Source organism: Hymenobacter lapidarius (assembly GCF_001816145.1).
GTDB lineage: Bacteria > Bacteroidota > Bacteroidia > Cytophagales > Hymenobacteraceae > Hymenobacter > Hymenobacter lapidarius.
Genome location: NZ_MDZB01000074.1, coordinates 32,869 through 44,842, shown reverse-complemented (window position 1 = coordinate 44,842; position 11,974 = coordinate 32,869). Strand labels below are relative to the sequence as shown.

10 protein-coding genes are annotated in these 11,974 nt (G+C 61.9%); 7 read left to right on the top strand and 3 right to left on the bottom strand.

All coding sequences use genetic code 11. The annotated features are described in order from the left end of the window. The first annotated feature begins 35 nt into the window (after positions 1-35). Together BEN47_RS20580 and BEN47_RS04535 are read left to right on the top strand one after the other, a co-directional pair. A complete protein-coding gene (locus BEN47_RS20580; protein WP_070725566.1) occupies positions 36-1,730 on the top strand; it encodes a hypothetical protein in 1,695 nt (564 codons plus the stop codon). Between the two features lie 171 nt (positions 1,731-1,901). After that, positions 1,902-2,882 carry an acyl-ACP desaturase gene (locus BEN47_RS04535; protein ID WP_070725564.1) on the top strand — a complete coding sequence of 327 codons (981 nt, stop codon included), beginning with the start codon at positions 1,902-1,904 and terminating at the stop codon, positions 2,880-2,882. Positions 2,883-2,979: 97 nt separating this feature from the next. Here the strand turns inward: BEN47_RS04535 and BEN47_RS04530 are convergent, their stop codons facing one another. Then, complete coding sequence (locus tag BEN47_RS04530; RefSeq protein WP_070725562.1) at positions 2,980-3,261, bottom strand: DUF427 domain-containing protein; 282 nt, start codon at positions 3,259-3,261, stop codon at positions 2,980-2,982. A 206-nt stretch (positions 3,262-3,467) separates the two neighbouring features. Here BEN47_RS04530 and BEN47_RS04525 point away from each other — a divergent pair, with 206 nt between their 5' ends. Beyond that, positions 3,468-4,574, top strand: coding sequence for a vWA domain-containing protein (locus tag BEN47_RS04525; RefSeq protein ID WP_070725558.1), 1,107 nt, complete (start codon positions 3,468-3,470; stop codon positions 4,572-4,574). A gap of 124 nt (positions 4,575-4,698) precedes the next feature. After that, positions 4,699-6,246: a sigma 54-interacting transcriptional regulator gene (locus BEN47_RS04520; protein ID WP_070725557.1), complete on the top strand. Its 1,548-nt coding sequence runs from the start codon at positions 4,699-4,701 to the stop codon at positions 6,244-6,246. A 92-nt stretch (positions 6,247-6,338) separates the two neighbouring features. Here BEN47_RS04520 and BEN47_RS04515 read toward each other — a convergent pair whose 3' ends face one another. Beyond that, complete coding sequence (locus BEN47_RS04515; RefSeq protein WP_070725555.1) at positions 6,339-8,090, bottom strand: M14 family metallopeptidase; 1,752 nt, start codon at positions 8,088-8,090, stop codon at positions 6,339-6,341. A 112-nt stretch (positions 8,091-8,202) separates the two neighbouring features. Then, positions 8,203-8,628: a DoxX family protein gene (locus tag BEN47_RS04510; protein WP_070725554.1), complete on the bottom strand. Its 426-nt coding sequence runs from the start codon at positions 8,626-8,628 to the stop codon at positions 8,203-8,205. 159 nt (positions 8,629-8,787) lie between these two features. Here BEN47_RS04510 and surE point away from each other — a divergent pair, with 159 nt between their 5' ends. The 3 genes from surE (at position 8,788) to BEN47_RS04495 (ending at position 11,875) form a co-directional block, all read left to right on the top strand. Further along, on the top strand, positions 8,788-9,648 hold the full coding sequence (gene surE, locus BEN47_RS04505; RefSeq protein ID WP_083322112.1) for a 5'/3'-nucleotidase SurE: 861 nt from the start codon (positions 8,788-8,790) through the stop codon (positions 9,646-9,648). 88 nt (positions 9,649-9,736) lie between these two features. Continuing rightward, a complete protein-coding gene (locus tag BEN47_RS04500; RefSeq protein ID WP_158010849.1) occupies positions 9,737-10,339 on the top strand; it encodes a histidine phosphatase family protein in 603 nt (200 codons plus the stop codon). Positions 10,340-10,405: 66 nt separating this feature from the next. Then, positions 10,406-11,875, top strand: a complete 1,470-nt coding sequence (locus tag BEN47_RS04495) for a M20/M25/M40 family metallo-hydrolase (protein WP_083322110.1) — start codon at positions 10,406-10,408, stop codon at positions 11,873-11,875. The last annotated feature ends 99 nt before the right edge of the window (positions 11,876-11,974 follow it).

The window sequence follows — 11,974 nt, the reverse complement described above, 5'->3', positions numbered from 1 at the left end:
GTGCTATTTTCGTAGTTTCTCCATTCATAATTTCTGTGTCGAACCATACCCGTCGCGCCATTTTTCTTCGGGTGGTGCTCCTGCCGCTAGGGCTGGTGCTGGGCACGGTGGCGGGGCTGGGGAGTTATTATGAATCCAGTGATGACTCCACCCTGGCCTGGCTCTTTTCCGGAGTACTGGCTCTGCAGCCCGTGCCCTCGGTGCCGCTTTATTTCCACGGCTACGGGCACGTGCTGGCGGCCGCTTACACGGCCATGCCAGGTGTGTCGTGGTTTGGCTGGCTGCTGGGCGGCCTGTTGATTTGGGCCACGGTGCTCACTTTTGCCGTGCTCGACGGGTGGTTGCGGCCCCGGCTGCCCCCGCAGCGGCTGGCGCTGGCGCTGCTCGGGTTTTTCCTGCTGGCCTGGCTGGAGCACGTGCTCTGGTTCAGCTTCGTGCGGGTGGCATTGCTGCTGGCGGGGGCTTCGGTGCTGTTTGCGGCCCAGCGGCCGGGGCGGTGGGGCGCGCTGCTGGTTGGGTTGCTGGGGGTAGGCGCGGCGTGGCTGATGCGGCCCAGCCTGGCCCTGGTGGCGGTGGGCGCGGTGCTGCCGGCGGCGGTGCTGCTGGCCGGCGGGTGGCGCAAGGCTGCTCCGCTGCTCGGGAGTGCATTCCTGGGTCTGGCCCTGGCCGCGGCCCTCTTTTTGTGGCAGCAAACGCCCACCGAAGCGCGAACTCAGATGCGGGACGCCTACTTCGCCCAAATCCTGGATTTTGACCAGCTGCGCCCACAGCCGCGCACGCCCGCTGACAGCCTGGGCACCGCCGCCCTTGGCCTGTGGCTGATGGGCGACACCACCGTGGTGAACGCCGGCCTGCGTCAGCGGGCCTACCGTTTCGACGCGGCGTATTTCCTGCAGCGCGAGGTGCCGGCCAAGCTGCTGGTGCGTGCCGTGCTGCTGGTGCGTGATTATTTTCCGCTCCTGCTCGCCCTCGTGCTCAACGGCCTTATTGTGGTGCGCCGCGGGGGACACCGCGGGTGGTTCTGGCTGGTGCAGCTGGGATTTGCGGCCGGGCTGGTTGTGTTGGCTGGCATCTACAAATTGCCGGCGCGCCTAGCCATGCCCTTGCTTGATTTCTGGGTGCTCACGAACCTTGCTTTTCTATTTAAAGCATTCAACTATTCTCGGGCTGAACCTGTCTCGGCATCACTTGCCACCGTGCCAGCGTTGGGTTTCAAACTTCTCTTCTCCATCAGGGAACGGCAGGGAATACTAGTGCTCGGAGTGCTTGCAATATCCCTCTACGGCGTCAAAACGCTGCATCGCTACCAGGTGCTGAGCCGGGAGCAGTACCGGCACGAGTTAGCCTGGGCGCAGTTGGCGCAGCGCACGGCCGGCACCACGCGGATACTGGCCGGAACCAACGACTTACTCAAAAGCCTGTCGCCGTTTCGCGTGTATACTGCGGGGCCCGGTTTGGTATTGGAACTGTCCGGGTGGCAGTCGCACGACCCTTCGCAGGCCGCGCTACGGCGGCACCTCACCGGCGCGCCGGGGCAGGCCGAGTGCCTGCGCCGCCTGGCGCTGGCGGCGCCTGCTACACAGTGGCTGCTGTCGGCCGAAACGGCACAGTGGCTCAATCGGCGTTCTCGGTTTGAAGCTGCGGGGCGGGTGCCAGTTGTTACATTGGAAACAGTTGAGGTTTTCCCGGCCGATACTTCGCTGTATTATTACCGGCCGGTTGTGCGGTGAAAGGGGCACTGAACTTGCAGTGGGCCACGATACACGCGCATTTCGCCTCCACTTTATGCCAACGCATTTTAGTAATGCCATAATTTTATACCCGCCTCCGTGCCGCCTCAGCGGACCTTTGCTTTGCCAAAAGCGTTTCCTCCATAATTACTCACGCAATTGCGTCCTCCTATGCTCTCTTCCACTATGACTTCCCGCGCCGAAGTCCTCCAGCACATGGAGGGTTTTCTGAAAGCCAACATGAACACCTTCCTCAAGAATGTGGAAGAAAGCTGGCAGCCCGCCGACTTTTTGCCGGACTCGCGGCAGGATACGTTTTTCGACGAGGTGAAGGAGCTGCGCGAGAAGGCCGGCAACCTCAGCTACGACCTGCTGGCCGTGCTCATCGGCGACACCATCACCGAGGAGGCCCTGCCCAACTACGAAGCTTGGTTTCACGAGCTCGACGACCTGAACCGCGACCCCAACAACGGCTGGGCCGAGTGGATTCGGGGCTGGACCGCCGAGGAAAACCGCCACGGCGACCTGCTCAACCGCTACCTTTACCTCTCGGGCCGCGTCAACATGCGCGAGTTTGAAGTATCCACCCAGTACCTCATCAACGACGGCTTCGACCTGGGTACGGCCCACGACCCGTACCGCGCCTTCATCTATACCAGCTACCAAGAACAGGCCACCAACATTTCGCACCGCCGCGTGGGCCAGCTCGCCCGCACCGCCGGCGACGACCAGCTCTCGAAAATCTGCGGCATGATTGCCGGCGACGAGAACCGCCACGCCCGCGTGTACAAGACCTTCGTAGAGAAAATCTTCGAAGTGGACCCCAGCGAAATGATGCTGGCCTTCGAGGACATGATGCGCAAGAAAATTGTGATGCCCGCCCACTACATGCGTGAAATGGGCATCGAGATGGGCAAGACCTTTGGCCACTTCACCGACGCCGCCCAGCGCATCGGCGTGTACACCAGTGCCGACTACACCGATATTCTGGACTCGCTCATTCACGACTGGAAAATTGAGCACATCACCGACCTCAACGGCCCCGCCGAAAAGGCCCGCGACTACATCATGGCCCTGCCCAACCGCCTGCGCCGCGTGGCCGACCGCATGCCCGTACCCAAATTGGAATACAAATTCAAATGGATTTCGTAAGTACTGCGTGGAAATGAAAAAAGCGGCCGGCCTTCGCAATGAGGGTCGGCCGCTTTTTTGTGGTACTGTTGAATGGTTTAATCCCCTTGCTTGGGCATTACTTCTCCACTTTCACGCCTTTCCAGAACGCCACGCGACCTTTGATTTCCTTGGCGGCGTCCTTGGGCTCGGGGTAATACCAGGCGGCGTCTTTGTTCTTCTCGCCGTTCACGCTCAGGGAGTAGTAGCTGGCGCGGCCTTTCCAGGGGCAGGAAGTCTGGGCGACGCTGTCCTCAAAAAACTCTTTTTTGATGGCATCGGCTGGGAAGTAGTGGTTGTTTTCAACGACTACGGTATCATTGCTCTCGGCAATGACGGTGTTGTTCCAAATGGCTTTCATACGTTGGGAAGTAAGCTTTCGCTTGCCGTTAAGTGAGTTGTGAATTCCTGAGTACCTGCCACGGCAAGCCAAAGCTGACCGCACGACCCGAATTGAACATTGCCCGCCTCACTGTTGTTTTCGGAGCCAATTTATGGGGCTGCCAGCCTAAGTAGCCGCAGCCTTTCGAATTATTAATTGCTAACTGATACCTGTTCACTGACTATATGGCCGTTGGCTTCCGCTTCCGCGATTTTGTGCCCGAAGACCAGCCCGAAAAGGGCTTTGAATCCTTATTTAAGCTGTTTATGCAGCTTGTTACCATCACCTCCGGCGACGTGGGCGAGGCCCTGCAGTGGCTCAACGAGCTTGACAAGCAGTACGGCCTCACCGACGATAACTACGGCATGGGCAATTTCATTGATGACCTGAAGAAAAAGGGCTACATTGATGAGAATGAGCAGCAAAAGGGGGAGTTCAAGATTACGCCCAAGACTGAGCAGGGCATTCGTAAGAGTGCATTAGAGGAGATTTTCGGCAAGCTGAAAAAGAGTAGCACCGGCAACCACCGCACGCCCCACACCGGCCAGGGCGATGAGCAGAGTACCGACCTGCGCGAGTTCCGCTTCGGCGACTCGATGGAGTCCATCCAGATGACCGAATCCATCCGCAACGCCCAGCTCAACCACGGCATGGAAGGCGGCGAGTTTATGCTGACCGAGGGCGACCTGGAAGTGCGCGAAAACGAGCACAAGTCGCAGACCAGCACTGTGCTGATGATTGACATCTCGCACTCCATGATACTCTACGGCGAGGACCGTATTACGCCGGCCAAAAAAGTGGCGATGGCCCTGGCCGAACTGGTAAAGCAGAATTATCCTAAAGATTTTCTCGACGTCATCGTGTTCGGCAACGACGCCTGGCAGATTGAAATCAAGGATTTGCCGTACCTGCAGGTGGGCCCCTACCACACCAATACCGTGGCCGGCCTGGAGCTGGCCATGGACCTGCTGCGCAAGCGCAAAACGCCCAACAAGCAGATTTTCATGATTACCGACGGAAAGCCTACCTGCCTCAAAGAAGGCAACGGCTACTATAAAAATGCCTTCGGCCTCGACCGCAAAGTGGTGAACAAGACGCTGAACCTGGCCGCCGCCGCCCGCCGCGTCCACATACCCATCACCACGTTCATGATTACCTCCGACCCGTATCTGCAGAAGTTCGTGGAAGAATTTACGGAGGTGAACCAGGGCAAAGCCTACTACTCGGGCCTGAAAGGACTGGGGCACCTGGTGTTCGAGGACTACAAGAAAAACCGCCGCAAGACGCTGTAGCTACCCGTCAGGCTGACGCAGGAAGCCTCTTATCACGGCAGCCTGAGTTAGCACTTATTTATACACACGGCGCGAACGTGACAAGGTCCTTCGCGCTCTTCAAGACGACAATATAATCCCCTTCATGGCCAATCAACCGCTTCCAACCAATCATTCCGCACACATCACCACGCTCGGCCAGCTCAAAAAGTCCGGCTACAAATCCCGCACCGTGAAAGCGGAGCTTCGGGAGAATCTTATTCGCAAGCTCCGGCTTAAAGAGGACGTTTTCCCCGGCATCTTCGGCTACGAGGAAACGGTAATTCCGGAGCTGCAGCGCGCCATTCTGGCCGGGCACCACATCAACCTGCTGGGCTTGCGCGGGCAGGCCAAAACCCGCATTGCGCGCCTGCTCATCAACCTACTCGATGAATACATGCCCGTGGTGGCCGGCTCCGAGCTCAACGACGACCCGCTCCAGCCGCTGTCGGTGTTCGCCAAAAACCTCATTGCTGAGCACGGCGACGACACACCCGTGACCTGGATGCACCGCGACGACCGGTACACCGAGAAGCTGGCGACGCCCGATGTGTCGGTGGCCGACCTCATCGGCGACGCCGACCCCATCAAAGCCGCCACGCTGAAACTGCCTTATTCCGACGAGCGGGTGATTCACTTCGGGCTGATTCCGCGGGCGCACCGGGGCATTTTCGTGATAAACGAGCTGCCCGACCTGCAGGCCCGCATTCAGGTGTCGCTGTTCAATATTTTGCAGGAAGGCGACATTCAGATTCGCGGTTTCAAGGTGCGGCTGCCGCTGGATATCCAGTTCGTGTTCACGGCCAACCCTGAGGACTACACCAACCGCGGCAGCATCGTGACGCCGCTCAAGGACCGGATTGACGCCCAGATTATCACGCACTACCCGAAATCCATCGAAATCGGCAAGCGCATCACCAAGCAGGAGGCCCGCATCAAAGACGAGCAGCGCGGCATGGTGACCAGCAACGAAGTCATTCACGACTTGGTGGAGCAGGTGGCTGTGGAAGCCCGCGGCTCCGAGTTCGTGGACGCCAAGTCGGGCGTGTCGGCCCGCCTCACCATCTCGGCCTACGAGCAGGTGATAGCTGGCGCTGAGCGCCGCGCGCTGGTGAACGGTGAAGCCAATACCTACGTGCGCTTGGGCGACTTTATCTCGGCCGTGCCCGCCATCACCGGCAAGGTGGAGCTGGTGTACGAAGGCGAGCAGGAGGGAGCCGGCATCGTAGCCGAAAAGCTGATGGGCAAGGCCATCCGCACGCTCTTCCTCCAGTACTTCCCCGACCCCGACAAGAGCAAGAAGCTCAAAAACCGCCCCTCGCCCTACAAGGCCATTCAGGAGTGGTTCGGTAACGGCAATACCCTGGACCTGCTGCACGACGCCAGCACGGAGGACTACAAAAAGGCCCTCGACCAGGTGCCCGGCCTACGCGACATCGTGACCGAGCTGCATCCCAATGAAACGTCCGAGCACACCTATTTCCTCATGGAGTTCTTGCTCCACGGCCTGAGCGAGCACAGCCTGATTTCGCGCAACCGCCTCACGGCCGGCGCGCAGTTCAAGGATTTGCTCTCCTCCATGTTCACCATGCCCACGTTCGGGGAAGATGAGGACGACGAGGACGAAGAAGAAAAGCCGCGGCGTAGGCGGTAACGCAATACAGCCCGGACTTTTAGTCCGTGAATAAAAACGCAAATGCCCTGCGTTCCGAATGGTGCGTGGGGCATTTTTGCGTTTTGGTCGCCCTACAGCTGCCCCGTGCCCAGCCAGCGCGCCACCGGGTAGCGGTTGAATCCTTTTTCGTGGTAGGGCGAATTGAGGTACACCCATTCCAGCTGCGCGGCGCCGTTGCTGGCGAAAGCGGGGTTTTGTTTTTTCAACGCTTCCAGGCGTTCGCGCAGCGCGGGGTCGCGGCGGAGCAGGTCGGCGGCCAGGTCCTCGAACACGTAGTCGGAGAAATGCTCTTTCTGCTGCAGCACGCTGTCGAAGAAGCCCCAGGCGAAGAAGGAGTCCGTGGCTTGCGGCTCCAGCGTTTCCAGGAGGTAGCGGATGGGGGCTCCGGCGCGCAGGTACACCACGTAGTCGCCCCGGTGGAAGGCCACTGTTTCGGTGGCCGTGCGCAGCTTCACCTGGCTGTGCAGGTAGTGGCCTTCGTAGGCCCGCGGGCTGGTTTTGTAGTCTTCCAGGTACTGCACTTCCACGGGCAGGGTCACATCGGCGGCCAGGGGTTCCAGCGTGGCCCCGTTGCGGCGCAGGATTTCCACCACTTCGCCCCAGGCTTGGGGAATAAGGTAAGCCGTGGGCCGGGTGGCGGTAGCGGTGGGCTGGTAGGTGTTGTAGTGCTTCACGGGCCGGGTGAAGGGCGCCGTGCGGTCGTAGTAGAGGCGGGGCTGGCCGCTCACGTCGCTGGGTTTCATCCGGCCCTCGTAGCCGCGGAACTGCACCGTTTCGTGCTGGCTTTCGTCCAGGGTCCAGGCCAAGGGGAAGGTGCTTTGGGTGGCTAGGTCGGCGGTGGCCTGGGCGCGGGCGGCGGCCAATAGCTCCGCCTGCTGGCCCACGGTTTCGAGCATGGTTTTCAGGAAATCATAAGTGGCGTGTACCCGCGGCGCAAAGGCCTTCAGCATGTGCGTTTCGGGCATAAAGCCGATGGTGTTGAACAGCGCCGCGTAGCCGGTGGAGTAGCGCGGCGTTTCCAGAAAAGCCCGCAGGCCGCTTTCGGGCGTCTGGCCATTGAAGTCCACGTAGGGCGTCATAGGCCACTTCTTCTTGTCCATGCCTTTGTAGAGGGCCGGCAGGAGCTGCTGCTGCAGGTAGCGGCCCAGCGCCGGCGCCAGCTTGCTGTGCTGGGTCGGAATGAGCGTCATGGTGTACTGGTAGTCAGCACCATTAGACGTGTGTGTGTCCACGAACACATCAGGTTGCCACTTCTGAAACAGCGCGGCAAACGAGCGGGCATTGCGCGAGTCCTGCTTGATGTAGTCGCGGTTCAGGTCGAGGTGCCGGGCGTTGCCCCGGAAACCATATTCGGCGGGGCCGTTCTGGTTGGCGCGGGTGGTGCTGTTGCGGTTCAGGGCGCCTTCCACGTTGTAAATGGGCACAATCACCACCGTGACCGTGGCCAGTAGCTTTTGCAGCTTGGGCTGCTGCATGAGGTCACGGGCCAGCATCATGCTGGCGTCGATGCCCTCGGGCTCGCCGGGGTGAATGCCGTTTTGAATGAACAGGATGCGGCGGTTTTTCCGGCGCACACTGGCCGGGTCGGTGTCGCCGTCAGGTGAGAGCACCACCTCGTGCAGGGGCCGGCCGGAGTCGGTGGGGCCGGCTTCGGCCAGGTGAAGATGCGCGGGATAGGCCGTGGCCAGTCTTTGGTAGTAAGCAATGCACTCGGCGTGGGTGGCCGTGGTGTTGCCCCCGCCGGTTTCAAAAGGGGTGCGCCATTCCGGCGCCGGAGGATTGGGAGAAGTCATCAGCAAGGCAGCGAGCAGTATCGTGAGCATAGACGAAAGTAGCGCGAAGCGGTGCTTCGCGCCTGCTAATGGCCTGAGCCAGCTTCCTGGTTACAACTGCCCGGCTGACGCGGCCCCGCCCCGTATACCGGCGCGTTCTCGGCTACCGCAGGCGGCTGCCCGCGAGCCGCTCGTCGAGGCTGTACTTGCCCGGCCCGGCAAACAGCAGCCCCAGAAACACAAACGCCGACTCCAGTGCGTGCGAGTAGCCGCCGAAGCCGTCGCCCTTGCTCACGTGCATCACCGTGGCCATTACCATGGTCAGGAGCAGGACCACGCACGCGGCCCTGAACCACAGCCCCGCCGCCAGCAGCAGCCCGCCGCCAAACTCGGCAATGGCTGCCATAAAGCCCCAAAAAGTGGGCGCAAACCCCAGGCCGACCTTGTCCATTACCCCGCCCAGGCCCGCCCAGGTTTCCGGGCCGCCCGCCAGCTTCGGAAACCCGTGCACCATAAACATAACGCCCAGCCCCACGCGGAGCAGCAGCAAACCCAGGTCGTGAAAGCGGTAGCGGTTGGCGAGATTCATGGGATGGAGGCGCGAGTGGGATGGTTTCGGGGCGCTAGTTACGATTGCGCCACGAGAAACACTCCGGCCGTGCCCCAAAACAATTTCCCGTGGCCCGCAGTAGGAGGGAGCCTACCTTTGCGCCTGGTGCCGCCTCGCACCCATTTCCCCCCCCGCCCTATGACCCCAACGCGCCCCCTTATTCTGGTATCCAACGATGACGGCATCACGGCTCCCGGCATTCGCCACCTGGTTGAAACCGTGCTGGCCCTCGGGGCCGAAGTAGTGGTGGTTGCGCCCGATGCCCCACAGTCCGGCATGGGCCACGCCATCACCATCGGCCACCCCCTGCGCCTGTCCAAAAACCCGATTTTCGGCCCCGACGTCGAAGCCTACGAATGCTCCGGTACCCCGGCCGACTGCGTGAAAATCGCCAAGCACTACGTGCTGAAAGACCGCACCCCCGACCTTGTGGTGTCCGGCATCAACCACGGCTCAAACGCCTCGGTGAACGTGCTGTACTCCGGCACCATGTCGGCCGCCATCGAAGCCGCCATTGAAGGCCTGCCCGCCGTGGGTTTTTCGCTGTGCGAATACGGCCCCAACGCCGACTTCTCGCACGCGGCCGAGTGGGTGAGCCAAGTATGCCGCCACGCGCTGGAGCATGGCATTCCCGCCGGCACGGCCCTGAACGTCAACATTCCCAAGAATTCGGACACGCCCATTGCCGGCCTGCGTCTGGCCCGCCAAGCCCGGGCCAAGTGGCAGGAGGAGTTCGACCGCCGCCTCGACCCCTACCAGCGGCCGTACTACTGGCTCATCGGCTCCTTCGTCAACCTCGACCACGGCACCGACACCGACGAGTGGGCCCTGGCCAACAACTACGTTTCCGTGGTGCCCTGCCAGTTTGACCTGACTGCCTACACCGGCTTGAAGCAGCTCAGCACTGCCTGGCAGCTGCCCATGCCCGTGGCCGCCGAAGTAGCTGCCCCGCCGCAGCCCGTGCCCTCCGGCGACTACGGCCCCGCCTCGCTTGGCTAGCCGGAATAAATCCATCGCACCCGGCCCTTTCCCAACAAGTCCGTACTTTGCCACTGCTTCGGCTCACCACCTTTCATTCTGAATGAACATGACTGCTCGTATATCCTTTTGGTTGTTTCTGCTGACTGGGTTGGCTGCGTTGCTGGGCAGCTCGGCCTGCCGGGCGCAGGTGCCAGTTGCTGCTGGCAAAGGCAAGGCGAAAGCCAGCCTAACCACCATTTACCTGATGCGCCACGGCGAGAAGGACACCATCGGCAATCCTGCCGACCCGGCCTTGACGGCAGTGGGGCAGGCGCGGGCCCAGGCCCTGCGGCAGCTGCTGGCACGCAAGCGCCCAACCGCCATTTTTACCACCGACACCAAGCGCACCCGCGCCACCGTGGCGCCGCTAGCGGCCGCCGTTAAGGTAGAGCCCGAGGTGTATAATGCCAAGGAAACCACGGCCCTGGCCCAGCGCCTGCGCCGCGACTACGTGGGCAAAACGGTGGTCGTGGTGGGGCACTCCAATACTTTGCTGCCCCTTATCGAGTCGCTGGGCGGCACGCCGCCGGTAGAAGAAATCGGCGACAATGAGTACGACTACCTGTTCACGGTGCGCATTGCCGAAGGCGTGCTGCCCGTGGTAGAAGTGCGCGGCTACGGCCCCGAGCGCAAGGTGGAAGGTGCGCCCAAAGCAGCGCGCATGCGCTAGCCACGGCTGGCCACGTACTTTCGCAGCATTGCCTTCGCATTCCGAGGCATCTAATACCGACTTATTATGTTTGATTTTCGTTCCGGGGCCTTGGGCCGCCGCACGGCCTTGGCTGCCGCTACTGTGCTGGTAGGACTGGCGCCCGTCCACGGGCAGCGCGCTCCCAAAGCCAGCAAAAACAAGGCTGCCGTAGCCGCTGCCGCCGCCGCTCCCCGCGTGGACCTCGCGGACTCGGTGGCCCTGCGCAAAATCTACGACGAAGCCTTGCTGCGCGGCCAGAGCTATGAAAACCTGCGCTACCTCACCGGCACCATTGGGGCGCGGCTGTCAGGCTCGCCCCAGGCCCAGCAGGCCGTGGAGTGGGGCAAGCTCACCATGGAAAAAGCCGGCTTCGACCGCGTGTATCTGCAGGAGGTGATGGTGCCCCACTGGGTGCGCGGCAAAAAGGAGCGCGGCGAAATTGTGGGCAACAAGGGCAAGGAAGTAAAGGTGCCGGTGTGCGCCCTGGGCGGCTCGGTGGGCACGGGCGGCAAGCTCAAGGCCGGCGTGGTGGAAGTCCGCAGCTTCGACGAGCTGCGGGCCCTGCCCGAGGCTGCAGTGAAAGGCAAGTTCGTGTTCTTCAACCGGCCCTTCGACGATGCCCTCATTGAGCCCGGTACTGCCTACGGCCGCGCCGGCGACCAGCGCCGCAGCGGCGCCATTGAGGCGGCCAGGCGCGGTGCCGTGGGCGCCTTGGTGCGCTCCCTCACCAGTGCCCGCGACGACAACCCGCACACGGGCACCATGGGCTACGACCCGGCCGTGACCAAAGTGCCGGCCGCCGCCCTCAGCACCAACGCCGCCGACCGGCTCAGCCTCCTGCTCAAGGCCAATTCCGAGCTGGAGTTTGAGCTGGAAATGGAGTGCGAAACCCTGCCCGATGTGAAAAGCTACAACGTGGTGGGCGAAATCAAGGGCAGCAAGCTGCCGGAGGAAATCATCACCGTGGGCGGTCACCTCGACTCCTGGGACCTGGGTCAGGGCGCCCACGACGACGGCACGGGCGTGGTGCAGAGCATGGAAGCCCTGCGCCTGCTGAAAGCCGCCGGCTACCGGCCAGAGCGCACAGTGCGTGCCGTGCTGTTTATGAACGAGGAAAACGGCAACCGCGGCGGCATGGAGTACGCCCGCCTAGCCGCTCAGAACAAGGAAAACCACCTGGCCGCCATCGAGTCCGATGGGGGAGGCTTTACGCCCCGCGGCTTCAACATCGAAGCCGACCCCGCCACCGTGGTCAAGTTCAACCAGTGGACTCCCTTGCTCGCGCCCTACCATGCCGGCAGCGTGAAGGCCGGCCACGGCGGCACCGACATCGGCCCGCTTAAAGACGCCGTGAAGCCCAAAGCCCTCATTGGCTTCGATGGTGACTCCCAGCGCTACTTCGACATTCACCACACGTCGGCCGACACCTTCGACAAGGTGAACCGCCGCGAGCTGGAGCTTGGCGGAGCCGCCATGGCGTCGCTCATTTATTTACTGAGCAAATACGGGCTGTAGGCCGGCTACGCCCCGGGCCGGGTGGGGCCGGGGCCTGCCATTTCGGGCAAAGAGCATTCTCTCTGTCTCTTACCATTCGGGCCGGCTGTTCCCAGCCCG